Annotated in this window: 22 protein-coding genes and 1 other RNA gene; 12 read left to right on the forward strand and 11 right to left on the reverse strand. The window is 73.9% G+C overall.

Annotation, left to right across the window (positions count from 1 at the left end; all coding sequences use genetic code 11):
• Positions 1–54: 54 nt before the first annotated feature.
• A complete protein-coding gene (locus ACIRB7_RS08320) occupies positions 55–183 on the reverse strand; it encodes a hypothetical protein (protein WP_351220124.1) in 129 nt (42 codons plus the stop codon).
• Positions 184–231: 48 nt separating this feature from the next.
• Positions 232–1,386: a hypothetical protein gene (locus ACIRB7_RS08325; RefSeq protein ID WP_403594085.1), complete on the reverse strand. Its 1,155-nt coding sequence runs from the start codon at positions 1,384–1,386 to the stop codon at positions 232–234.
• A 227-nt stretch (positions 1,387–1,613) separates the two neighbouring features.
• Between ACIRB7_RS08325 and ACIRB7_RS08330 the strand changes: the two genes are divergently transcribed.
• The 5 genes from ACIRB7_RS08330 to ACIRB7_RS08350 all read left to right on the forward strand — a co-directional run bounded on the left by ACIRB7_RS08330 (position 1,614) and on the right by ACIRB7_RS08350 (position 6,833).
• Positions 1,614–2,663: an ABC transporter substrate-binding protein gene (locus ACIRB7_RS08330; protein WP_403594087.1), complete on the forward strand. Its 1,050-nt coding sequence runs from the start codon at positions 1,614–1,616 to the stop codon at positions 2,661–2,663.
• A gap of 230 nt (positions 2,664–2,893) precedes the next feature.
• Positions 2,894–3,712, forward strand: coding sequence for a Nif3-like dinuclear metal center hexameric protein (locus ACIRB7_RS08335; protein ID WP_403594090.1), 819 nt, complete (start codon positions 2,894–2,896; stop codon positions 3,710–3,712).
• Positions 3,709–4,452: a zinc ribbon domain-containing protein gene (locus ACIRB7_RS08340; RefSeq protein ID WP_403594427.1), complete on the forward strand. Its 744-nt coding sequence runs from the start codon at positions 3,709–3,711 to the stop codon at positions 4,450–4,452. The genes ACIRB7_RS08335 and ACIRB7_RS08340 overlap by 4 nt, the downstream gene beginning before the upstream one ends.
• Positions 4,452–5,930, forward strand: a complete 1,479-nt coding sequence (locus ACIRB7_RS08345; protein ID WP_403594093.1) for a bifunctional RNase H/acid phosphatase — start codon at positions 4,452–4,454, stop codon at positions 5,928–5,930. Before ACIRB7_RS08340 ends, ACIRB7_RS08345 begins: the two co-directional genes overlap by 1 nt.
• Before the next feature lie 87 nt (positions 5,931–6,017).
• A complete protein-coding gene (locus tag ACIRB7_RS08350; protein WP_403594096.1) occupies positions 6,018–6,833 on the forward strand; it encodes a GNAT family N-acetyltransferase in 816 nt (271 codons plus the stop codon).
• Here ACIRB7_RS08350 and eda read toward each other — a convergent pair.
• Both eda and yaaA read right to left on the reverse strand, forming a co-directional pair.
• Positions 6,805–7,491 (reverse strand): bifunctional 4-hydroxy-2-oxoglutarate aldolase/2-dehydro-3-deoxy-phosphogluconate aldolase, encoded by a 687-nt coding sequence (gene eda / locus ACIRB7_RS08355; RefSeq protein WP_403594430.1) that lies wholly within the window; start codon positions 7,489–7,491, stop codon positions 6,805–6,807. The two genes, ACIRB7_RS08350 and eda, sit on opposite strands and share 29 nt — an antisense overlap.
• 65 nt (positions 7,492–7,556) lie before the next feature.
• The gene (yaaA, locus tag ACIRB7_RS08360) at positions 7,557–8,324 is read right to left on the reverse strand and encodes a peroxide stress protein YaaA (RefSeq protein WP_403594099.1); all 768 of its coding nucleotides are present in this window, start codon (positions 8,322–8,324) and stop codon (positions 7,557–7,559) included.
• A gap of 396 nt (positions 8,325–8,720) precedes the next feature.
• Here yaaA and ACIRB7_RS08365 point away from each other — a divergent pair, with 396 nt between their 5' ends.
• Complete coding sequence (locus ACIRB7_RS08365; protein ID WP_403594102.1) at positions 8,721–10,280, forward strand: RNB domain-containing ribonuclease; 1,560 nt, start codon at positions 8,721–8,723, stop codon at positions 10,278–10,280.
• Here ACIRB7_RS08365 and ACIRB7_RS08370 read toward each other — a convergent pair.
• On the reverse strand, positions 10,225–11,118 hold the full coding sequence (locus ACIRB7_RS08370) for a hypothetical protein (RefSeq protein WP_403594105.1): 894 nt from the start codon (positions 11,116–11,118) through the stop codon (positions 10,225–10,227). The genes ACIRB7_RS08365 and ACIRB7_RS08370 overlap by 56 nt on opposite strands.
• Complete coding sequence (locus tag ACIRB7_RS08375; RefSeq protein WP_403594108.1) at positions 11,115–11,876, reverse strand: MerR family transcriptional regulator; 762 nt, start codon at positions 11,874–11,876, stop codon at positions 11,115–11,117. The genes ACIRB7_RS08370 and ACIRB7_RS08375 overlap by 4 nt, the downstream gene beginning before the upstream one ends.
• A gap of 129 nt (positions 11,877–12,005) precedes the next feature.
• On the opposite strand from ACIRB7_RS08375, the gene rnpB reads away from it, so the two are divergent.
• Positions 12,006–12,404: RNase P RNA component class A (gene rnpB, locus ACIRB7_RS08380), an RNA gene on the forward strand.
• Positions 12,405–12,468: 64 nt separating this feature from the next.
• Here the strand turns inward: rnpB and ACIRB7_RS08385 are convergent.
• Positions 12,469–12,984 (reverse strand): DUF1203 domain-containing protein, encoded by a 516-nt coding sequence (locus ACIRB7_RS08385; protein ID WP_403594111.1) that lies wholly within the window; start codon positions 12,982–12,984, stop codon positions 12,469–12,471.
• A gap of 289 nt (positions 12,985–13,273) precedes the next feature.
• Between ACIRB7_RS08385 and ACIRB7_RS08390 the strand changes: the two genes are divergently transcribed.
• A complete protein-coding gene (locus ACIRB7_RS08390; protein WP_403594114.1) occupies positions 13,274–13,735 on the forward strand; it encodes a VOC family protein in 462 nt (153 codons plus the stop codon).
• A 54-nt stretch (positions 13,736–13,789) separates the two neighbouring features.
• On the opposite strand, the gene ACIRB7_RS08395 is transcribed toward ACIRB7_RS08390, so the two are convergent.
• Positions 13,790–14,977 carry a serine hydrolase domain-containing protein gene (locus ACIRB7_RS08395; RefSeq protein WP_403594117.1) on the reverse strand — a complete coding sequence of 396 codons (1,188 nt, stop codon included), beginning with the start codon at positions 14,975–14,977 and terminating at the stop codon, positions 13,790–13,792.
• A gap of 154 nt (positions 14,978–15,131) precedes the next feature.
• On the opposite strand from ACIRB7_RS08395, the gene ACIRB7_RS08400 reads away from it, so the two are divergent.
• Both ACIRB7_RS08400 and ACIRB7_RS08405 read left to right on the forward strand, forming a co-directional pair.
• A complete protein-coding gene (locus ACIRB7_RS08400) occupies positions 15,132–16,472 on the forward strand; it encodes a sensor histidine kinase (protein ID WP_403594120.1) in 1,341 nt (446 codons plus the stop codon).
• Entirely contained in the window at positions 16,469–17,152 is a 684-nt protein-coding gene (locus ACIRB7_RS08405; RefSeq protein WP_403594123.1) for a response regulator, read from the forward strand. Before ACIRB7_RS08400 ends, ACIRB7_RS08405 begins: the two co-directional genes overlap by 4 nt.
• An 88-nt stretch (positions 17,153–17,240) precedes the next feature.
• On the opposite strand, the gene ACIRB7_RS08410 is transcribed toward ACIRB7_RS08405, so the two are convergent.
• Positions 17,241–17,681 carry a hypothetical protein gene (locus ACIRB7_RS08410; protein ID WP_403594126.1) on the reverse strand — a complete coding sequence of 147 codons (441 nt, stop codon included), beginning with the start codon at positions 17,679–17,681 and terminating at the stop codon, positions 17,241–17,243.
• A gap of 172 nt (positions 17,682–17,853) precedes the next feature.
• On the opposite strand from ACIRB7_RS08410, the gene ACIRB7_RS08415 reads away from it, so the two are divergent.
• Positions 17,854–18,177 (forward strand): nuclear transport factor 2 family protein, encoded by a 324-nt coding sequence (locus ACIRB7_RS08415; RefSeq protein ID WP_403594128.1) that lies wholly within the window; start codon positions 17,854–17,856, stop codon positions 18,175–18,177.
• A gap of 35 nt (positions 18,178–18,212) precedes the next feature.
• On the opposite strand, the gene ACIRB7_RS08420 is transcribed toward ACIRB7_RS08415, so the two are convergent.
• Positions 18,213–18,989 carry an SDR family oxidoreductase gene (locus tag ACIRB7_RS08420; protein WP_403594131.1) on the reverse strand — a complete coding sequence of 259 codons (777 nt, stop codon included), beginning with the start codon at positions 18,987–18,989 and terminating at the stop codon, positions 18,213–18,215.
• A 102-nt stretch (positions 18,990–19,091) separates the two neighbouring features.
• Between ACIRB7_RS08420 and ACIRB7_RS08425 the strand changes: the two genes are divergently transcribed.
• A complete protein-coding gene (locus tag ACIRB7_RS08425) occupies positions 19,092–20,723 on the forward strand; it encodes an alkaline phosphatase D family protein (RefSeq protein WP_403594134.1) in 1,632 nt (543 codons plus the stop codon).
• On the opposite strand, the gene ACIRB7_RS08430 is transcribed toward ACIRB7_RS08425, so the two are convergent.
• Positions 20,710–21,711, reverse strand: a complete 1,002-nt coding sequence (locus tag ACIRB7_RS08430) for a Gfo/Idh/MocA family protein (protein WP_403594137.1) — start codon at positions 21,709–21,711, stop codon at positions 20,710–20,712. The two genes, ACIRB7_RS08425 and ACIRB7_RS08430, sit on opposite strands and share 14 nt — an antisense overlap.
• Positions 21,712–21,780: the final 69 nt, after the last annotated feature.

The raw sequence follows: 21,780 nt of genomic DNA on the forward strand, positions 1-21,780 counted from the left end.
CGGGGGAGACCCCGGGGCCCTTCGTCTCACCGGCCTACGCGCAGGACGGCTCGGTCACTGCGCGTCGGGCTCGCGGCGGTGGCGGCCGTGCGGGGAGGACGCGGAGTCCTCCGTCGGCGCGGCCTCACCGCGGTGCTTGCCGGAACCGTTCGGCTCCTGCCCGTGCGTGCTGTTTTCCGACATGGTCGAACTCACCCCGTTGACATCGGTCTTGCTGTGCAGCCCGAGAGTCTAACCAGCGGGTTTACGGTCGGTGAGAGGTGCCTGCTGAAGCGGCACCGGACGGCACACCCGGGGCTCCTCGACGACCGCCGCCGCGACCGTGACCGGCACCGGCTCCGGCGGCGCCTCCAGGTCCGCGAGCCCGCAGGGCGCCCCGGGTGTCACGTACGGCAGCCGCAGTACGCCCCCGGCCGTCCACAGCCCCGCACCCGCCAGCCAGCCCATGGGCGCGGCCACATGGCCCATCCGCCGCGCCGAGGGCTGCCAGGTCCCGACCCAGCTCCCGCCCGCCGCGTCGATCCGCAGCGCCACCGCGCAGCTCTCCGGCATCAGCACCTGACCCGGCTGCACGGCGAACGGCGTCACCGCCGCGTCGTCGAGCCGCAGGCACTCCGGGAACCGCACCGGAAGCAGACTCCCGAGCACACCCCAGCCGAGCCGTTCGTGCCCCGGCGACGGCGCGTCGGAGCGGATCAGGAGCAGCCCGCTGTCCGGGTCCGCGAGGAGCAGCCGGTCGTGACTGTCCTCGGTGATCTGGAGCAGCGGCGTCACCTCCCCGCCCCGCTCCAGGTCGACGGCGACGGTCTTCACCGGCCCGTCGCCGAGCCGCCGGTCGAGCGCGAGCATCCGGCCCGTACGGTCGAGCCACACCCCGCCCGTGCAGCGGCCCTTGACCTCCGCCACCTGCTCCGGGCCGAAGGCGCCGCCCGCGACCAGCCACAGCGTGGTCGTGTCGGGGCCGACGCACATCGCGTACGCGCAGATGCCGTCCGGCGAGGGCGGGAGCAGCACCAGGCGCTCGGAGCCCCGGGCCTCCACGGAGCCGAGCGGGAGCTCGCCGGTGGCCGGCCCGGTGGGGTAGAGCAGCGAGAACGTGGTCCGCCGCCCGTCCACGCGGCGGGCGACGAGGACCCGGCCGTCCGCGAGGGGCCCCAGCTGCGTGCCCGGCTCCTCCGGCTGGTCGAGGGGGAGCGGCACGGCGTACGGCTCCGGGCCGTCGAGGGTCCACCGCTCCACGTACAAGGCGTCCCCGGCGCCCGCGAGCCTCGCCGCGTACGCGCCGTTCGCCGTGATCGTGAACCCCGTCGGCCAGGCGCCGCCGCCGCCGTCCTGCTTCCCGGCGTCGTCGTCCTCGGCCGTCGTTTCGATGGCACACGCTGTCATCGACTCGTCACCTCCGGCCACGAAGCTAGTTTTCGCACTTCCAGCCGAACAACACGAGCAGGGTCACTTCACACATAAGGGTGGTCGTGCGGCGATTCCGCTGAGGGGTGGGGGGCGGGTGTGCTGGAGTTGCCGGTGGTGAGTAAGGTAAGGCGAACCTAAACGGAGCCTGCGGCTCCGGACAGGCGCGCCCGTATCCCCGCCAGGACCCGTACAGGAGCCTTCTCATGTCCCTCCGCCGTCGCGGCACCGCCGCCGTCGTCGCCCTCGCCGCCTCGCTCTCGCTCGCGGCCTGCGGAGGAGGCGACGGAGGATCCGACGCCTCCGCGAAGGAGGACACGGGCAAGAAGAAGGACGTCGCCACCGGCGGCAAGGACTTCGGCGACGCGGCGGCCAAGACGGCGGCCATGGGCACGGACGCGAAGGCGGGCCAGTTCCCCCGCACCCTGACCCACGCCCTCGGCAAGACCGAGCTGAAGTCCGCGCCCAAGCGGGTCGTCGTCCTCGACGTCGGCGAGCTCGACAACGTCGTCTCCCTCGGCATCCAGCCCGTCGGCTACGCCCCCGCCGAGGGCGACGACGGCATCCCCGCCTACCTCAAGAAGGACGCCGGCGCCCCGAAGTCCGTCGGCACCATCAACAACCTCAACCTGGAGGCCATCGCCAACCTCCAGCCCGACCTGATCCTCGGCAGCCAGCTGCGCGCCGCCGACAAGTACGACGAACTGTCGAAGATCGCGCCGACCGTGTTCTCCATCCGCCCGGGCTTCACCTGGAAGGAGAACTACCTCCTCAACGCCGCCGCGCTCGACAAGACGGCCGAGGCGAAGGAGAAGCTCGGCGCGTACGAGACCAAGGCGAAGCAGCTGGGTACTGATATTGGCGCGGCCAGCGGCCCGAACAAGCCGACGATCTCCATGGTCCGCTACCTCCCCGGCAAGATCCGCCTCTACGCCAAGGCGTCCTTCATCGGCACCATCCTCGAGGACACCGGCCTGCCGCGGCCCAAGAACCAGCAGATCAACGACCTCGCGGCCGAGATCAGCCCGGAGAAGATCGACGAGGCCGACGCCGACTGGATCTTCACCGGCGTGTACGGCGACGCCAAGGCCACCAAGAAGGACACCGCCCAGGCCAACCCGCTCTGGAAGAACCTCAAGGCCGTCAAGGCCGGCCAGGCGAAGGACGTCCCGGACGAGACCTGGTACCTCGGCCTCGGCGTGACGGCCGCGAACAGCGTCCTCGACGACCTGCGCGCGGACCTCCTCAAGAAGTAGCGGCGACGCAGCGCTGGGGGCCGGGCGCCGCGGCGCCCGGCCGGCGGGCTGGGCAGCGGGCGGGACACCGGGCCGCACACCGGCCTGGACGTCGGCCTGGACACCGGGCCGGGCAGCGGGCGGGATACCCGGGCCGCACATCGGCCTGGACGTCGGCCCGCACCCCGGCCCGTACCCCGCCCGGACACCGGGCCGGACAGTGGGGCACGCAGGACAGGTAGCCTTTCCTCGTGCCCCGTCTGTCTGAAGTCATCGCCGCGCTCGACGCCCTCTGGCCACCCGAGCGGGCCGAGTCGTGGGACGCCGTCGGCACCGTCTGCGGCGACCCCGACGCCCAGATCACCCGCGTGCTCTTCGCCGTCGACCCCGTCCAGGAGATCGCCGACGAGGCGATCGCCCTCGGCGCCGACCTGATCGTCACCCACCACCCGCTCTATCTGCGCGGTACGACGACGGTCGCGGCCGGCCACTTCAAGGGCCGTGTCGTGCACGGTCTCATCAAGCACGACATCGCCCTCCACGTCGCGCACACCAACGCCGACACCGCGGACCCCGGCGTCTCCGACGCCCTCGCCGGCGCCCTCGACCTGCGGGTCACCGGCCCCCTCGTACCCGAGAACAACCTCGGCCGGATCTGCGAACTCGACCACCCCGAGACACTCGCCGAGTTCGCCGCGCGCGCCGCGAAGCGACTGCCCGCCACCGCGCAGGGCATCCGGGTGGCGGGCGACCCCGACATGACCGTGCGCCGCGTCGCCGTCAGCGGCGGCTCCGGCGACAGCCTCTTCGACGCCGTACGGGCCGCCGGCGTGGACGCCTTCCTCACCGCCGACCTGCGCCACCACCCCGTCTCCGAGGCCACCCAGCACTCACCGCTCGGCCTCGTCGACGCCGCCCACTGGGCCACCGAATGGCCCTGGTGCCAGCAGGCCGCCACCCAGCTCGACGAGATCTCCGACCGCCACGGCTGGGACCTCCGCGTCCACGTCTCGAAGACGGTCACCGACCCCTGGTCCTTCCACCACACCTCCCCTGGAGCCCCCAACTGAACGCCGCGCCCGCCGACCAGATCCGCCTCCTCGACGTCCAGTCGCTGGACGTCCGCCTCCAGCAGCTCGCCCACAAGCGCCAGTCGCTGCCCGAGCACGCCGAGATCGAGTCGCTGACCAAGGACCTCACCCAGCTGCGCGACCTGCTCGTCGCCGCGCAGACCGAGGAGAGCGACTGCGGCCGTGAGCAGACCAAGGCCGAGCAGGACGTCGACCAGGTCCGCCAGCGGGCCGCGCGCGACCAGCAGCGCCTCGACTCCGGTGCCGTGTCCTCCCCGAAGGACCTGGAGAACCTCCAGCGCGAGATCGTCTCCCTCGCCAAGCGCCAGGGCGACCTGGAGGAGATCGTCCTGGAGGTCATGGAGCGCCGCGAGTCGGTGCAGGAGCGCCTCGCCGAGCTGACCGAGCGGGTCTCCGCCGTCCAGGCCAAGACCGACGACGCCACCGCCCGGCGCGACGCCGCCGAGAGCGAGTTCGACGCCGAGGCCGCCTCCGTGGAGAAGGAGCGCGAGCTCATCGCGGGCTCCGTCCCCGCCGACCTCCTCAAGCTGTACGAGAAGCTGCGCGAGCAGCAGGGCGGCGTGGGCGCGGCCCGGCTGTACCAGCGCAAGTGCGAGGGCTGCCACATCGAGCTCAACATCACCGAGGTCAACGAGATCCGCGCCGCCGCCCGTGACGCGGTCGTACGCTGCGAGAACTGCCGCCGCATCCTCGTCCGCACCTCGGAGTCCGGCCTGTAATGTCCGCCCTTCCGTCTTCGCGAGAGCTGATCGTCGAGGCCGACGGGGGCTCCCGGGGCAACCCGGGTCCCGCCGGCTACGGGGCGGTCGTCCTGGACCCCGCCACGGGCGAGACGCTCGCGGAGGCGGCCGAGTACATCGGCGTGGCGACGAACAACGTCGCCGAGTACAAGGGCCTGGTGGCGGGCCTCAAGGTGGCCAGGGAACTCTTCCCCGACGCCACCGTCCACGTCCGCATGGACTCCAAGCTGGTCGTCGAGCAGATGTCCGGCCGCTGGAAGATCAAGCACCCGGACATGAAGCCGCTCGCCGCCGAGGCGGGCCGGGTCTTCCCGGCGGGCCAGGTCCGCTACGAGTGGATCCCGCGCGAGCGCAACAAGCACGCGGACCGGCTCGCGAACGAGGCGATGGACGCGGGCAAGCGGGGCCGCCAGTGGGAGCCGTCGGCCTCGACGGCCGCCCTGGACACCTCCGCCGCCCGCAACGCCGCCGCCCCGCCGCCCTCGGGCCCGCCCGGAGACGCGACGGCGGGCGCGGCCCGCGCGAGGGCGGCGCTCGGGTCACGGCAGGGCGGAGGGGACGCCTCCGCGTCCGTGACCGCATCCGGGACCGCGCCTGCGCCCGGGACCGCGCCCGCCTCCGCAGCGATCGCTACCGCCCCGGCCGGACCGGCAGACGACTTCACCCCCGCGCCCGCGCAGGCCGCTACTGCCTCCGCCTCCACCGCCGTCGAGGCGGCCGGTGACTTCGAGGTCGAGGCCGCCGTGATGCGGCCCGCGTCCGCCCTGCCGGCGCAGCCGCAGGCCGCCGCTGCCGCCCCCCGTCAGGGCTGGACGGGCGGGCCCGACCTGGGGGCACCCGCCACGTTCGTGCTGCTGCGGCACGGCGAGACCGCGCTCACGCCCGAGAAGCGGTTCTCGGGGAGCGGGGGCACCGACCCCGAGCTCTCGGCGGCCGGGCTGCGGCAGGCCCAGGCCGTCGCCGACGCGCTCGCCGCGCGCGGCACCATCCAGGAGATCATCAGCTCGCCGCTCACCCGCTGCCGGCAGACCGCCGCCGCCGTCGCCGCCCGCCTCGGGCTCGACGTGCGGATCGAACAGGGGCTGCGCGAGACCGACTTCGGCGCCTGGGAGGGGCTGACCTTCGGCGAGGTCCGCGAGCGCCACCCGGAGGACCTCGACGCCTGGCTCGCCTCCCCGAAGGCCGCGCCGACCGGCGGCGGCGAGAGCTTCGCGACCGTCGCCCGCCGTGTCGCCGCCACCCGGGACCGGCTGACCGCCGCCCACGCGGGCCGGACCGTGCTCCTCGTCACCCACGTCACGCCGATCAAGACCCTGGTCCGGCTCGCGCTCGGCGCCCCGCCGGAGTCGCTGTTCCGGATGGAGCTGTCGGCCGCGTCGATCTCCGCCGTGGCCTACTACGCGGACGGCAACGCCTCCGTACGACTCCTCAACGACACCTCGCACCTGAGGACCTGAGGACCTGAGGACCTGGCGAGGACCTGACCAGGACCGGGGTCGGCAAAGGGGTGGCGCGGTGCCGTCCCCCCGTACCACCATCCCGTCATGACCTGGCACTTCACCGAGGACGCCACCGCGTTCCGTACCGCCGCGGCGGAGCACCTCGCCGCCGAGCCCGCCCGTAACACCGCCGTACTGACCCTCATGGACCAGGCGGACCGGCTCGGCTGGTGGGCCGAGCCCGACGGACGCGTCACCGGCGTGTTCGCGGAGTCGCCGCCCCGCGTGCCCTCCTTCGGGGCGATGACCGTCGACGCGGCCCGCGCCCTCGCCTTCCCGGCGGGCGCGGAGCCGACGGAGCTGCGCGGCGAGACGGCCGCGGTCGAGGCGTACGCGGAGGCCTCGGGCCGCCCCTGGACGCCCACCGTCCGGATGCGGCTCTTCCGGCTCGGCGAGCTGACCCCGCCGGACCCCGCCCCCGAGGGCCGGGCCCGCGTCGCGGACGGGGTGGACATACCGCTCGTCGCCGCCTGGGCGCGCGGTTTCGCCCGGGACATCGGGGAGGACCCCGAGCAGGACTTCACGGGCCCGGTCACGGAGCGGATCTCGGAAGGCCGGCTGTGGCTCTGGGAGACCCCCGACGGCCGCCCGGTCTCGATGGCCGCGGTCTCCCGCACGATCGAGGGCCAGGCCCGGGTCCACCTCGTCTACACGCCGCCCGCCGACCGCGGCAGGGGCCACGCGGCGGGCGTCACCGCCGCCGTCAGCCGGGCCGCCCTGGACGCGGGCACCGGCCAGGTCCTGCTCTTCACGGACCTGGCCAACCCCACGAGCAACGCCCTGTACCAGCGCCTCGGCTACCGCCCGGTGACCGACCACCTGGGCGTGGAGTTCAGCGAACCGGCATCGGCGGCTCGCTGACGGACGCCCGCAGCCCCGGCCCCAGCCCCGCCGCCTCGCGCGCCAGCGTCTCCACCCGCGCCCAGTCGCCGGTGGCGAGGGCGTCGGGCGGCAGCATCCACGTACCGCCGACGCAGCCGACGTTCGGCAGGGACAGATACGCGGGGGCGGAGGCGAGGGAGACGCCACCGGTCGGGCAGAAACGGGCCTGGGGGAGCGGCCCCGCGAGCGACTTCAGGTACGGGACGCCGCCCGCCGCCTCGGCCGGGAAGAACTTCATGGCGTCCACGCCCTGTTCGAGCAGCGCCACGACCTCCGAGGCCGTCGAGACGCCCGGCAGGAACGGCACGCCCGACTCCCGCATCGCGCCGAGCAGCCGCTCGGTCCACCCGGGGCTGACGAGGAACCGGGCACCGGCGCCGACCGCGTCCGCGACCCCGGCCGCCGAGACGACCGTCCCCGCGCCGACGACCGCGTCCGGCACCTCGGCCGCGATCGCGCGGACGGCGTCGAGCGCGGCCGGGGTACGCAGGGTGACCTCGATCAGCGGCAGCCCACCGGCCACGAGGGCGCGCGCCAGGGGTACGGCGTCGGCGGCGTCGTCGATCACGACCACGGGGATGACGGGGACGGGCCCGGTGCCTGTGGGGGCGGGGGTCAGATCGAAGACGCTGGTCATCATGAGCGCCATCCTGCCGGGGGTGCGTACCCTCTGCAACGAACGTTGCAGAGGGTGCAACGGCGTCAGTGGATCTCGTCCACCAGCACGTCGAGCGCGCCCGCCTTCCCGCCCTCCTCCACCACGTACCCCAGGTCCCGCAGCGCCACCACCAGCTCCTCCGGCGACCGCGGAGCCGCGCCCGCCTCCAGGAGGCTCCGGACGATCCGCCCCTTCGTCGCCTTGTTGAAGTGGGAGACCACCTTCCGGGTCGGCGCGTGCAGCACCCGTACCGACGCCGTCCGCGCCGCCACCTCCCCCTTCGGCTTCCACGCCGACGCGTACGCCGACGACCGCAGGTCCAGGACCAGACCGTCCCCGGCCGCCTCGGGAAGTACGGACGCCATCGCGCCGCGCCAGTGCGCGCCGAGCGCGCCGAGCCCCGGCAGCTTGACCCCCATCGAGCAGCGGTACGACGGAATCCGGTCCGTCACCCGCACCGCGCCCCACAGCCCCGAGAACACGAGCAGCGACCGGCCCGCCCGCTTCCCGGCCGCCGCGTCCAGGGTCGCCAGACCCAGTGCGTCGTACAGGACGCCCGTGTAGATCTCGCCGGCCGGCCGCGCGCCCGCCGTCCGCAGCTCCACGTTCTTCGCGACCTCACCCCGCAGGCCCTCGCTCAGACCGAGGACCTCACGCGCCTTCTCCTCGTCGGCCGCGCACAGCTCGACCAGCTCGTCAAGGACCGCCGCCCGCGCCTCGGCGAGCCCCGGCAGGGACAGCGACTCCGGCTTGAGCGGCGCCCCGCGCCCCGAGGAGGCCTTGCCCTCGGAGGGCGGCAACAGCACGAGCACGGTGGTTCTCCTTCGTACGTACGGACCGGGGGTGCGGCCCCGGCAGCCCAGCCTACAAAGCGCGGGGCGGGTTCCCCGCCCGTGCCGCCCGCCGGGGAGCGGGGCCCCGCACGTGCCGCCCGCCGCGAGGCGGGTTCCCGGCCCGTGCCGCCCGCCGGGGGCGGGGTCCGCCTTGCTCGCCGTACGTCCTGTCAAGGTGTGGTGCCAGTCCGCCGCGCCCCTTCGAGCTCGCCAAGGTCCCAGCCCGCCGCGTCCCTCCGGGCCAGCCAAGATGCTGGCCCGCCGCGCCCCCGGGGTCGGCCAAGATGCCGCCCCCGCGCCCGTTTTCGCCCCCCTTGCCCCGCTCTACCACCGCCCCGACATGCCCCGCGCAGATCCCCGCCCTAGGCTCGGTCCATGCCCCGCCGCCACATTCACGTGACCGGCGCAGCCGAGGCTCCGCTGCGGGCCGCCCTGCGCGCACTCCGTACCGAGCTCGCGATCCCCGAGGACTTCCCGCCCGCCGTCCTCGCCGAGGCCGAGGCCGCCGCGAAGGCCCCCCGGCTTCCCGCGCACGACGCCACCGACCTGCCGTTCTTCACCGTCGACCCGCCCACCTCCACCGACCTCGACCAGGCCATGCACCTGGCCCGCAGGGCCGACGGCGGCTACCGCGTCCACTACGCCGTCGCCGACGTCGCCGCCTTCGTCACGCCGGGCTCCGCCCTCGACGCCGAGGCCCACCGGCGCGTCCTCACCCTCTACTTCCCCGACGGCAGGATCCCCCTCCACCCCGCCGTCCTCTCCGAGGGTGCCGCCAGCCTCCTCCCCGGCGAGCCCCGCCCCGCCCTGCTGTGGCGGATCGACCTCGACGCCGAAGGGCGCCGCGTCGCCACCGACGTCCGCCGCGCCCTCGTCCGCAGCCGCGCCAAACTGGACTACGCGGGCGTGCAGCGGCAGATCGACGCCGGCACGGCGGAGGAACCGCTGGCCCTCCTCCGTGAGATCGGCCGACTCCGCGAGGCCCTCGAAGTCGAACGCGGCGGGATCTCCCTCAACGTCCCCGAGCAGGAGATCGTCGAGCAGGACCCGCGCGGCCAACGCGCCTCGGACGACCCGCACGTCCCACCCGACCCCCACAACCCTCACCCCCCAACCGACCCCCGTGACCCCCACGCCCGCCACGTCCCGCCCGACCCCCACAACCGCACCTACTCCCTCGCCTACCGCGCACCGCTCCCCGCCGACGGCTGGAACGCCCAGATCTCCCTCCTCACGGGCATGGCCGCGGCCGACCTCATGACCGCCGCCGGCACCGGCATCCTGCGCACCCTCCCCACCGCCCCCGACGGCGCCGTCGCCCGCCTCCGCCGCTCCGCGCAGGCCCTCGGCGTCGACTGGCCCCACCACGTCTCGTACGCGGAGGTCGTCCGCGCCGCCGACCCCACGAACCCGCGCCACGCCGCCTTCCTCCAGGAATGCACCACCCTGCTGCGCGGCGCCGGGTACACCGTCTTCACCGACGGCCACGTCCCCGCCCCCGCCGTGCACGCCGCCGTCGCCGACGAGTACACCCACTGCACCGCGCCGCTGCGGCGGCTCGTCGACCGTTACGCGGGCGAGCTGTGCGTGGCGGCGGTCGCGGGCGACGAACCGCCCGAGTGGGTACGGGCCGCCCTGCCCGCCCTCCCCGACGAGATGGCCGCCGGCTCGCGCCGCGCCAACGCCGTCGAGCGCGAGAGCGTCGACATCGTCGAGGCGGCCCTGCTGAGGGAGCGGGTCGGTGAGGTCTTCGACGCGTACGTGATCGACGTGAAGGAGCGTGAGCCGTCCGTGGGCACCGTCCACCTGGACGACCCGGCGGTCGTCGCCCGGATCGCGGGCGGCGGGGCGGGGCTGCCGCTGGGGGAGTGGCTGCGGGTCAGACTGACGGAGGCGGACCCGGGGACGGCGAAGGTGCTGTTCGCACCCGCGTGAGCTGCCTGTGCAGGGCGCGCGGGTCGTCCGCGTGCATCCGGAAGACGCGTACGGGCCGATGGCCGCCGAGCAGCCGGGACACGTCCACGGGCTCGGTCAGCTCGATCGTGACGGAGGTCTGGGAGCCGACGGCGAGGTTCAGTTCGCCGTCGGTCTTCTCGTGCGTGAAACGCAGCTCGTGGCGGACGGTGGTGATCCGGTCGAGCGGGACGCGCACGTCGACGTGTGCGGCCTGCCGCAGCCGCAGGACGTCCCCGGTGAGGGTGTGCGGGCGGGTCACGGAGGCGGCGTGCAGCCCGAGGACGAAGAGCACGGTGTACACGTCCAGGACGAGGACGACGGCGTGGGCGAGGGGCCGGCCGGCGAGCAGGTATGACATGCCGACCGTCTCGACCAGGCACACGAACGCGAAGCCGTACATCAGCGCCGCCTGGTCACGCGCGTGCGGGAACACCGCGTCCGCGCCGTCCACCCCCTGCGGCCGCCGGGCCACCCACCGCACCAGACTGGCCATGATCCGCAGCTCGTGGCCCATGATCCGCAGCACGGGGACGGGCACGAGTTCGGCCACGGCGGCCCGCCGGGAGAGCCCGCGGCGGCGCAGCCGGAGATAGGCGAGACCTTCGGCGAGCAGGAGCACGACGGCGAGGAGCTCGGCGACGGCCCACACGGGCCCGGGTATCCGGACGCCGCCGACGAGCAGGACGGCGAGGACGACCTCGGCGGGGAGGGCGACGTAGGCGAGGAGACGGAGGAGGCGGAGGGGCCGGGTGCGGCGGATGGGGGTCCGGTCCACCCCCGCGGGGCGGCCACCGTCGATGCCCGTGGTCGTCGTCATCGGCTCTGCTCCCGTCGTTCTCCGACCAGGCGGATCGCCAGGCGGACGGCCGCGGACTGGGCCGGGGCGAGGTCCGCGAAGAAGGTGTCGGCGAGGGAGGCGTCGGGGGAACCGGCGCCAGGGCCTGGGATCTCGCCCCCCAGCTCGTCGGGCAGACAGTCGGCGAGCACCTGGGCGGCCTCCGTGACCCGGGGGTCGTCCGGCGCCGCCCCGGCGAGCGCGTCGAGGAGCGGGTACAGCACCGGCGCGTGCTCCGCCGTGTCCCGCATCAGGCCCATCAGCCGGGCCCGCTCCTCCTCCGGCACGACGACGTCGAGCAGCGCCAGGATCTCCCGGTCCTTCGCCGCCATGGGGGACTCGGGCAGCTCGCCGAGACCCGCGAGGAGTGCGGCGAGCTCCGGCGACACGGGCCCGTCGGCGGGCAGCCGCCCGGCCCGCGCCTCGGCCAGGAGCGGGGCGAGGCGCTCCCGGCGTACCCGGATCACCGCCTCCTGACGCGCCAGGTCCTCCGCCAGCTCCTCGAGCACCTCCACGAGCCCCCGCCCCTCGTCGTCCGCGAGCACGTCCCGCACCTCGTCGAGCCCGAGGCCCAGCTCGGTGAGCCGCCGGATCCGGGCGAGCAGGACGGCGTCCCGGACGCCGTACTCCCGATACCCGTTGGCCAGCCGCACGGGCTCGGGCAGCAGCCCCGACTGGTGGTAGTGCCGCACGGCCCGCGGGGTGACCCCGACCAGGGCGGCGATCTCGCCGATACGCATGCGCCCCAGTAGAAACCCTGACGCTGCGACAAGGTCAAGCGACGCTCAGGGGGCCGTTGCTCTCCAGGGCAGCCTTCCTCCGAGGCCGGCTCGCCCCGATTCGGCGGGTAGCATGGTCGGCACGGCAGACGAGCCGGGCGGGCGGCCGCGTGGAGATCCTCGGATCTTCCCGAGGAACGTCCGGGCTCCACAGAGCAGGGTGGTGGCTAACGGCCACCCGGGGTGACCCGCGGGACAGTGCCACAGAAAACAGACCGCCGGGGACCTCGGTCCTCGGTAAGGGTGAAACGGTGGTGTAAGAGACCACCAGCGCCTGAGGTGACTCAGGCGGCTAGGTAAACCCCACTCGGAGCAAGGTCAAGAGGGGACACCCCGGTGTCCCTGCGCGGATGTTCGAGGGCTGCTCGCCCGAGTCCGCGGGTAGACCGCACGAGGCCGGCGGCAACGCCGGCCCTAGATGGATGGCCGTCGCCCCGACGACCGCGAGGTCCCGGGGCACAGAACCCGGCGTACAGCCCGACTCGTCTGTCGGCCCGCGTGAGGGAAGGGCCCCTGACCAGGTTTTCACCTGGTCAGGGGCCTTCTTTCGTTGTCAGGGGCGCCTGACCTCGAAGTGGAAGCAGCCGTACTCGACCGCGCGGACGTGTACCACGGCCACCGTGGGGTCGGTGAAGGCGTCCGTGAGGGCCTGGTTCAGGGCCTCGTCGGGGGTCTCCGGGAGTTCCAGGAGGCGGCCTCCGGCGATGCGGCCCGCCGAGTCGTAGCGGCGGAGGGTGCGGAGCGCGCCGGAGCGGGTGAAGGGGTACGTCTCCGAGGGGGCGGGGCCGCCGCAGTCCTCGGCGTGGATGAAGACGGGGCCCTGCTCGTCGTACGCACCCGGTTCCGCCCCCGTCTCGGCTGCCCAGCGCCGCAGCGGCGCGTACGAGACGAGCGCGATCCGCTCGCCGGGCGCGGAGGGGCGCAGGCAGCAGCGGAGCGGGTCGCCGGCGTCGGTGGTGGTCGCGGTGTACGGCACGCAGGCGCGTCCGGCGTCGTCGGCGACGCGCAGCTCCGCGAGGGCAGAGGGAGAGATGGGGAGGGGTGTGTGGGTGGTCGTGTGGGTGCTCATGCCGTCAGGGTTACGTGGGGGGTGCCCGTATCGCTGGCGTTATTCGGACAGGGCGCTGGGGGCGCGGCCGTAGGCCCAGGGGGCGGGCCGGAGTTGCGTACGGCCTGGGGTCACGGGTCTCGGAGCCACCGGCCCGGCGCGGGCAGCCGCCTCACACCCGTTCGGCTCTGCTCATGTCATCACTCCGGCAGAGACGGCCGGCGCGGCGGAGATGCGGACCGTTTCTGACCGCATGGGGTGTCAGGGTGGGTTCAAGGACGCGTCACCCCGCTACGAACGGAGCAGTCCCATGAGCCGCCGGTTCCAGGTCACCTTCGACGCCCACGACCCCCGGGCCCTGTCGTCCTTCTGGCGCGACGCGCTCCGCTATGTCCACCCCGGCCCGCCCGGGGTCGACCTGCCCGAGGGAGCCGACCCGCTCGCCGCGTGGGACGACTTCCTCGCGCGGATCGGCGTACCGGAGGAGCAGCGCAACACGCGGTCCGCCATCGAGGACCCCGAGGGGACCGGTCCGCGCGTGTTCTTCCAGCAGGTGCCCGAGGACAAGGTCGCCAAGAACCGTGTACACCTCGACGTCCGCGCGGCCCCCGGCCTTGAGGGAGAGGAGCGGATGGCCGCGCTGGAAGCCGAGTGCGAGCGGCTTCTCGCGCTGGGAGCGAAGCGGCTGCGCCGCTTCGAGCCCGAGCCCCCCATGAGCACCGGCTTCATCGTCATGGCCGACCCCGAGGGCAATGAGTTCTGCCTGGACTGAGGCCTAGGTCGGTTGTCGCCGCTGATGGCGGCTTTCGCTGGTGCTTTCGTCGCCTCAGCGGCAGAACGCCTTGTCCACTACCTTCTCCACGCTCCTCGTGCCCGCGATGTCCGCCGGAATGCTCGTCACCGCGATGTTCGCGGCGCGGCCGTCGTCGGTCGCGCCGCCCCGGGTCTCGTAGCCCACGATGTCGCCGCCGTGGCCCCAGTAGACGCCGCCGCAGGACAGCTTCCTGCTCATGAGCCCGAGGCCGTAGTGGGCGCCGGTGTCCGCGACCGGGACGGTGGTGCGCATCTGGGCGAGCTGGGCGGCCGGGAGGAGTTCGCCGTCCAGGAGCGCGGTGAAGAAACGGTTGACGTCGGAGTTGGTGGAGATCATCTGGCCCGCCGCCCAGGCCGCCGACGGGTCGATCTCCGTGTAGTCGAGCGGCTGTCCGCCCTCCGTCATCCAGCGGTAGCCCTTCGGGTGGGGCTCCCTGATGGTCTTGTCACCGGGGGCGGGGAAGTAGGTGTGGCGCAGCCCGATGCGCTGGACGACGCGCCGGTCGATCTCCTCGGCCAGGGGGCGGCCGGTGACCTTCTGCACGATCAGACCGGCCACGATGTAGTTCGTGTTGCTGTACGACCACTTCTTCCCCGGCGCGAACACGGCCGGGTACGAGAGGGCGATGTCCACGAGGTCGCGGGGTTCGAAGTACCGGTGCGCCAGCTCGTCGTCGCCGACGTGCTCCCCGTACTCGGGCAGTCCGCTGGTGTGCTGGAGGAGCTGACGGACGGTGATGCGGCGCCCGTCGATGCCCTTCCCGCGCCCCTTCCCCCGTACGAGGCCCGGGAGGTAGGTGTCGACCGGGGCGTCGAGGGCGACCTTTCCCTCGCCGACCAGTTGCAGGACGACCACCGCGGTGAACGTCTTCGTGTTGCTGCCGATCCGCACCTGGCCGTCCGTCGGCACCTTCGCACCGGTGGCGAGGTCGCCGACGCCCGCGGTGTACGTACGGGTGCGGCCGTCGCGGTCCTGGACGGTCGCCAGGGCGGCGGGCTGGCCGTCCCGTACCAGCGCGTCCAGGCCCTGCTGCACGGTGTCCGGCCGCGCGGCGGCGGACGCCGCCGGCGGTGTCAGGGCGCCCGTCGTCATGACGGCGACGACCATCGCGGCGGCGGCCATGAGGGCCCCGCGCCGTCGGCCGGAGGGGGCGGGGGTGGGGGCGGCGGCGGGGGCGGCGTGGCTGGTCTGAGTGCGCATGAGTCAGCTCCGTGGGAGTCTCGGGGTACCCGTCGACCGGGCAGGCCACGATCATGGATTCCGGGGCTCCGGCGCGCATCGCGGGAAAGCGGGAGAAAGTACTCCCCCGATCGGGGGAGGCCCCGCGTGAGCCGCCCGTCCATACTGGCTGATCATGATCAAGGGACTTCGGCCGCTGCTGCGCCGCTCCACGTACTCGGGTGCGCTGTTCGCCTACGGCGCCGTTCTGGCGAGCCTTCCCCTGCTGTCCTTCGCGCTGCTGCCGGCGCTGGCCTGGCGGTCCGCTCCCGAGGGCGTGCAGGTTGTCGTGGTGTTGGTCGTCTGGGCCGCGCTGATCGGCTTCGTCGGTCTCGCCCGCACCACCCGGCGGGTGCTCGTCGTGTCCGCCCGTCGGCTGCTGAGCGTGGCGTTGCCCGACCCCGTCGCCGGTCCCGTCGCCGATCCCGATCCCGTCGCCGTACGGACGGCCGCGCGTGCGCCCGACGCCGGGCCGGGCCCCGCCGCGCGTGGCCCCGCCGCGCCACCCCCCGCCGCCCCCTCCCGGCGCGACCGCTGGCGGACCCCCCTCTGGCTGCTGCTGCACGTGGCGCTCGGCTGGACGGGCGCCCTGGCCAGCGGTGTGCTGCTCTTCGCGGCCCTGACCCTCCCCGGGGGCTGGCTCGACGCCGAGTTGGGCCTGAGCCTGTTCGGCCGGTCGGTCCGGGTCGACGGCGGCTGGCAGAGCTGGGTGGCCGCCCTCGGCTGTCTGCTCCTCGCCGCCGCCGTGTGCGCGGTGGTGACGAAGGCCCTGCGGTGGTCGGCGCCCCGGCTGCTTGGGCCGTCCGCGGCCGAGCGGCTCGCGCTGGCGGCCGAGCGGGAACTGCGGCTCGCCGAACGCAACCGGCTGGCCCACGAGTTGCACGACTCGATCGGGCACACACTCACGACGACCACCATCCAGGCCGCGGTGGCGGGCGAGGTGCTCTCCGCCGACCCGGTGGCGGCGCGGGCCGCCCTGCGCAGCATCGAGGAGTCGGCGCGGGCCGCGCTGGAGGACCTGGACTACGTGCTCGGCGTCCTGCGCGAACGGGAGGCCGAGACGGCGCCGACCCGTACCCTGGCCGACCTGCCCGAGCTGCTCGACCGGTTGCGGCACGCCGGCGCGGTCGTGGAGCCGGAGCTCTCGGGGGACCTGGCGCGGGTGCGCGGGACGCTGTCCCGGGCCGCGTACCGGATCCTCCAGGAAGGGCTGACGAACGCGATGCGGCACGGAGCGGACGGCCCGATCCAGGTCCGCGTGGCCGTCGCGCCGGACAGCCTGGAGCTCGGTGTGGTCAACCCGACCGGGGACGCGACCCGTACGCGCGGGGGACCGGGAGCCTTCCCCACGTCCGGGCACGGACTGCCCGGACTCGCCGAACGCGTACGGCTCCTGCACGGGGAGATCGACGCCGGGCCGGACGGGCCCGGGCACTGGCGCCTTGCGGTACGGCTCCCCGTACGGGTGTCGCCGTGACCGGCCCCGAAGCGGCCGCGGCCGCCCCCGTCACCCTCCTCGTCGCGGACGACGACGAGGTGACCCGCAGCGGCCTGCGCACGCTCCTCTCGGCCCAACCGGGGCTCGCGGTGATCGGCGAGGCCGCCGACGGCGTCGAGGCGGTCGAACAGGCGCGGCTGCTGCGGCCGGACGTCGTCCTGATGGATGTACGGATGCCTCGCCGCAACGGGATCGAGGCCACCCGGCACCTGCTCGCCGGGGACGCCGAACCGCCGAAGGTCGTGGTGATCACCACCTTCGAGAACGACGACTACGTGACGGCCGCGCTCAGCGCCGGGGCCAGCGGCTTCGTACTCAAGCGGCTTCCGGTCCCGCGGATCGCGGAGGCGGTGCGGGTGGTCGCGGCGGGCGAGGCGATCCTCTTCCCCGCGGCCCTGCGCCGGATGGTCGCCGCCCGCCCGCTGGACTCCGCCGAGGCCCTGCCGAGGGCCGCGCTGACCGGGCGGGAGGAGGAGGTCCTGCGGCTGATGGCCACCGGCCTGTCCAACCCGGAGATGGCGGAATCGCTCACGGTGAGCCTGGAGACGGTGAAGACGCACGTCGGGAACGTGCTGACCAAGCTCGGCGCCCAGAACCGGACCCATGCGGTGGTGATCGCGTACGAGTCCGGTCTGGTGGTGCCGGGGGTCGCCGGCTGAGGCTGCACCGTGCCTCACCCGGGGGTCGCCGGCTGAGCCGGCACCGCGCCCCGCCCCGGGGTGCCGGGTGGGGCGCGGTCTCATGACGTCAGTCCAGGACCTCGATCGTCCACTGGGGGTCGCGGTCGTCCGTACGGACGAAGACGCGCTTGGGGAGCGTGGACCGGTCCTCGAACAGGTCGCGGCCGAGGGCCAGGCCGTTCTGGTCGATCGCGTACGTGCCGTCCCGCAGGTCGGCCAGTGACGTGATCGTCGTGGCGCCGTCGCCGTCGACGCGCTGGAGACGCCAGAGGGAGGCGGGGGAGTCGTCGGCGCGGACGGCGACCGGGGCGCGCTCGGTGCCCTCCGACGCGACGGTCTCCTCCGTGCCCTTGGCGGTGAGACGGAAGCCGTCGGCCTCGTGGGTGACCAGCCACTCCGGCGCCCGGGCCCGGTCGGGCTCGGCGAGGAAGCCGACCAGGGCTCCGTCCTCGACCCCGACCGGGGCCCCCTTCACGTACAGCTTGACGACCTTGCCGTCGTTCGGCATCGATCCTCCTGGGTTGGATGCGGGAGTTACCCGGACCATGCCCCGGACGGCCCTCTTCCGGGCCAGTGAACACGCAGGTCATAGGCTGGGTGGAGCTGAGAAGTCGTCAGGGAGGTGACAGTTCCGCGCGCCCGGGCGGGGGTCCGCGCCGGCCCGGTGTACGGGTGGGGGCATGACGATTCCCCTGCATCAGCTCACCGACCCCGCCGTGCGTGCCTTCGTCACGGCCCTCAACGCCAACGACGAGGAGGCCTTCCGGGAGGCGCTCACACCCGGGGCGACCATGTCCGACGACGGGTCCGACCGTGACCTGGCCGCGTGGACGGAGAAGGAGGTCTTCTCCTCGCGCGGGCACATGGAGATCGAGTCGGAGAAGGGCGACGGGCGCGACCTCGTCGCCCGTTTCCGCAACGACACCTGGGGCGAGATGCGGACCCGCTGGCGCTTCACGGTCGAGGGCGGGAAGATCGCCCGCTTCGAGACCGGTCAGGCGTAGGGGGTGTTCATGGGGGTGGTGGGCCGTCGCGCCCGTCACCCCCTGCCGATGTACGGCATCCCCGTCGCCATCACCGTCGCGAACTGGACGTTCGCCTCCAGCGGCAGCGACGCCATGTGCACCACCGTCGCCGCCACGTCCGCCGCGTCCATCACCGGTTCCGCCGCCAGTTGGCCGTTGGCCTGGAGGATGCCGGTCTGCATGCGGGCCGTCATCTCGGTCGCCGCGTTGCCGATGTCGAGCTGGCCGCAGGCGATCCGGTACGGGCGGCCGTCGAGCGACAGGGACTTCGTCAGGCCCGTCATCGCGTGCTTCGTCGCCGTGTACGCGATCGAGTGCGGGCGCGGTACGTGGGCGGAGATCGAGCCGTTGTTGATGATCCGGCCGCCCTGCGGGTCCTGTTCCCTCATGGTCCGGAAGGCGGCCTGGGCGCAGAGGAACGCGCCCGTCAGGTTGACGTCGACGACCGACCGCCAGGTGGCCGGGTCCAGGTCCTCGACGGGGACGCCGCCGCCCGCGAACGTACCGGCGTTGTTGAAGAGCAGGTCGACGCGGCCGTAGCGGTCCCGTGCCGCCGCGAAGAGGGCCGCGACCTGCTCGGCCGAGGTGACGTCCGTCGGGACGCACAGCGTCTCCGCGGAGCCCGCGGCCGCGGCCGTCTCCTCCAGGGCCCCGGCCCTGCGCCCCGCCAGGGCCACCGACCAGCCGGCCGCCGCGAGGGCCAGTGCCACGCTCCGGCCGATGCCCGATCCCGCTCCCGTCACCACTGCGATGTTCATGGGCGCGCAGCGTACGCGAGACGCGTGCCCCATGAACTCATCGTTCCGACACGTGGATGTTCTGTACCCGACAACGTGAGGTCGTCGGGCCCCCCTCGAATGACGGACGGACAGCATCCGTCTGGGGAGGGGCACATGCATCACATATCGGGCCACAGCGAGGAACTTCGCGCCGCGGCGCGGCACTTCGGGCGCCGGCGGTTCCTCACCGTCACCGGCGCCGCCGCCGCGCTCGCCTTCGCCACCCAGCTGCCGACGGCCGGTGCCGCGGCGGCCGCCGAGCTCGACGGCCGGCGTGTCACCGAGGACCCGTTCACCCTGGGGGTGGCCTCCGGCGACCCCCAGCCCGGGTCCGTACTGCTCTGGACGCGGCTCGCGCCCCGCCCCTTCGAGCCGGGCGGCGGACTGCCGGCCGAGCGGGTCTCGGTCCACTGGGAGCTCGCCCGTGACGAGCGCTTCACCCGGACCGTGCGACGCGGCCGGGCCACCGCGCACCCGGAGTTCAGCCACACCGTCCACGTCGAGGTGGACCACCTCGACGCCGACCGGGCGTTCTTCTACCGCTTCCGCGTCGGCGACTGGATCAGCCCGGTCGGGCGCACCCGCACCGCGCCCGCCCCCTGGGCCAGCAACTCCGCGCTCAAGCTCGCCGCCGTCTCCTGTCAGGCGTACCACGACGGCTACTTCACGGCCTACCGCCACCTCGCGGAGGAGGACGTCGACGTCGTCTTCCACCTCGGCGACTACCTGTACGAGTACGCCGTGAACGCCACCGGCGGCGCCCGCGCCTACACCGACCGCACCCTCCCGGCCGTCTTCGCGCGCGAGACGATCACCCTGGAGGACTACCGGCTGCGCTACGGCCTCTACAAGTCGGACCCCGACCTGCGGGCCGCCCACGCCGCCCACCCCTTCGTCGTCACCTGGGACGACCACGAGACCGAGAACAACTACGCGGGCGGCACCCCCGAGAACGGCGTCCCGCCGGAGGAGTTCCTGCTCCGCCGCGCCGCCGCCTACCGCGCCTACTGGGAGCACCAGCCGCTGCGCGCGCCCCAGCGGCCCGAGGGCCCCGACATGCGGCTCTACCGGCGGCTGCGCTTCGGGAGCCTCGCCCAGTTCGACATCCTCGACACCCGCCAGTACCGCTCCGACCAGGCGTACGGGGACGGCTGGCAGGTCCCGGGGCCGGAGTCCGAGAACCCGGCGCGGACGATGACGGGCGCCGCCCAGGAGCGGTGGCTGCTCGACGGCTGGGGGGCCTCCCGCGCCCGCTGGAACGTCCTGCCGCAGCAGGTCGTGTTCGCCGAGCGCCGGGACCGCCCCACCGCCGACTTCAAGGTGTCCATGGACTCCTGGGACGGCTACGCGGCCTCCCGGCGGCGTCTCCTCGCGGGCGCGGAGGCCGCCGGGGTCGAGAACCTGATGGTGCTCACCGGCGACATCCACGTCGGGTACGGCCTCGACATCAAGGCCGACTTCCGCGACCCGGCCTCCCGGACCGTCGGCACCGAGATCGTCGCCACCTCGATCAGCAGCGGCAAGGACGGCGCCGACCGGCCCGCCAACTACGACAAGCTCACGCAGGCCAACCCGCACCTGAGGTTCTTCAACGGGCGGCGCGGTTACGTGACGGTCGCGCTCGGCGCCGAGGCCGCCCGGGCCGACTTCCGTACGGTGCCGTACGTGACGACCCCGGGCGCCCCCGTCACCACGGCCGCCTCCTTCGTCACGGAGGCGGGCGACCCGGGTCTCACACCGGCGTGACCAGCGCCTCCTGCGGATAGCGGACGCCGACGCGGTCCCGTACCGCGTCGAGCGTCCGCATCACCGCGAGCGAGCCGTCGAGAGGGACGAGCGGGGACTCGGTCGTGCCCGCGCGCAGGCAGCGCATGACCTCGGCGGCCTCGTGCCGCAGCGAGTGCGGATCGTCGTCGTTGACGAACTCCTCCGGGTCCCGGCCGTCGCGGTGCAGCGTGAACCGCTCGGCGAAGAAGAAGCCGCGCGGCAGGTCGATCCGGCCGAGCGTGCCCGTCACGGACGCGGTCAGCGGGGTGTCCGCGACGAGCGAGCAGGAGAGCAGCGCCGACGCGCCCGTGTCCCAGCCGAGCAGCATGCCGGTGTTGAGGTCGACGCCCTCCGGCGAGAGCAGCGCGTGCGCCTGGACGGTGTCCGGCTCGCCCAGGAACAGCTGCGCGAACGACACCGGGTACACGCCCAGGTCGAGCAGTGCCCCGCCGCCCACCGCCGGGTCCCGCAGCCGGTGGTCCGCGGCGAACGGGCCCGCGAGCCCGAAGTCCGCCTGTACGGTCCTGATCTCACCGATCGCCCCGCCGCGGACCAGCTCCACGAGCCGCCGGATCAGCGGGTTGCAGTACATCCACATGGCCTCCATGAGGAAGAGACCACGGTCCCGGGCGAGAGTGACCAACTCCTCGGCCTCGCGGGCGTTCAGTGTGAGAGCCTTCTCGCAGAGGACCGCCTTGCCCGCCTCCAGAGCGCGGCCGGCCGCCTCCCGGTGGGCGTGGTGCGGAGTCGCCACGTACACCACGTCGACGTCCTCGTCGGCGAAGAGGCCGTCCCATCCGCCGTACGCCCGCGGGATCCCGAACCGGTCGGCGAAGGCCTTCGCCGACGCCTCCGTCCGGGAGGCCACGGCGACGACCTCCGCGCCGTCGAGCGTCAGCAGGTCCGTCGTGAACCGTTCCGCTATGCCGCCCGTCGCCAGGATTCCCCAGCGCACCTTCTCGCTCATGTTCCCCACCCATTCCAGAGAGGTCTCGACCATGCCGGTCGAGCTGAGAGCATAGGCAAGGATTCAACG

It is taken from the genome of Streptomyces sp. NPDC093795, assembly GCF_044764665.1.
In the GTDB taxonomy this organism is placed as follows: domain Bacteria; phylum Actinomycetota; class Actinomycetes; order Streptomycetales; family Streptomycetaceae; genus Streptomyces.

Bases quoted from the DNA above. Each gene is read 5' to 3' on its own strand.
- ACIRB7_RS08320 (WP_351220124.1), bottom strand. From the start codon at position 183: ATGTCGGAAAACAGCACGCACGGGCAGGAGCCGAACGGTTCCGGCAAG.
- ACIRB7_RS08325 (WP_403594085.1), bottom strand. From the start codon at position 1,386: ATGACAGCGTGTGCCATCGAAACGACGGCCGAGGACGACGACGCCGGG.
- ACIRB7_RS08330 (WP_403594087.1), top strand. From the start codon at position 1,614: ATGTCCCTCCGCCGTCGCGGCACCGCCGCCGTCGTCGCCCTCGCCGCC.
- ACIRB7_RS08345 (WP_403594093.1), top strand. From the start codon at position 4,452: ATGTCCGCCCTTCCGTCTTCGCGAGAGCTGATCGTCGAGGCCGACGGG.
- ACIRB7_RS08350 (WP_403594096.1), top strand. From the start codon at position 6,018: ATGACCTGGCACTTCACCGAGGACGCCACCGCGTTCCGTACCGCCGCG.
- eda (WP_403594430.1), bottom strand. From the start codon at position 7,491: ATGACCAGCGTCTTCGATCTGACCCCCGCCCCCACAGGCACCGGGCCC.
- ACIRB7_RS08365 (WP_403594102.1), top strand. From the start codon at position 8,721: ATGCCCCGCCGCCACATTCACGTGACCGGCGCAGCCGAGGCTCCGCTG.
- ACIRB7_RS08370 (WP_403594105.1), bottom strand. From the start codon at position 11,118: ATGACGACGACCACGGGCATCGACGGTGGCCGCCCCGCGGGGGTGGAC.
- ACIRB7_RS08375 (WP_403594108.1), bottom strand. From the start codon at position 11,876: ATGCGTATCGGCGAGATCGCCGCCCTGGTCGGGGTCACCCCGCGGGCC.
- ACIRB7_RS08385 (WP_403594111.1), bottom strand. From the start codon at position 12,984: ATGAGCACCCACACGACCACCCACACACCCCTCCCCATCTCTCCCTCT.
- ACIRB7_RS08390 (WP_403594114.1), top strand. From the start codon at position 13,274: ATGAGCCGCCGGTTCCAGGTCACCTTCGACGCCCACGACCCCCGGGCC.
- ACIRB7_RS08395 (WP_403594117.1), bottom strand. From the start codon at position 14,977: ATGCGCACTCAGACCAGCCACGCCGCCCCCGCCGCCGCCCCCACCCCC.
- ACIRB7_RS08400 (WP_403594120.1), top strand. From the start codon at position 15,132: ATGATCAAGGGACTTCGGCCGCTGCTGCGCCGCTCCACGTACTCGGGT.
- ACIRB7_RS08410 (WP_403594126.1), bottom strand. From the start codon at position 17,681: ATGCCGAACGACGGCAAGGTCGTCAAGCTGTACGTGAAGGGGGCCCCG.
- ACIRB7_RS08415 (WP_403594128.1), top strand. From the start codon at position 17,854: ATGACGATTCCCCTGCATCAGCTCACCGACCCCGCCGTGCGTGCCTTC.
- ACIRB7_RS08420 (WP_403594131.1), bottom strand. From the start codon at position 18,989: ATGGGGCACGCGTCTCGCGTACGCTGCGCGCCCATGAACATCGCAGTG.
- ACIRB7_RS08425 (WP_403594134.1), top strand. From the start codon at position 19,092: ATGCATCACATATCGGGCCACAGCGAGGAACTTCGCGCCGCGGCGCGG.
- ACIRB7_RS08430 (WP_403594137.1), bottom strand. From the start codon at position 21,711: ATGAGCGAGAAGGTGCGCTGGGGAATCCTGGCGACGGGCGGCATAGCG.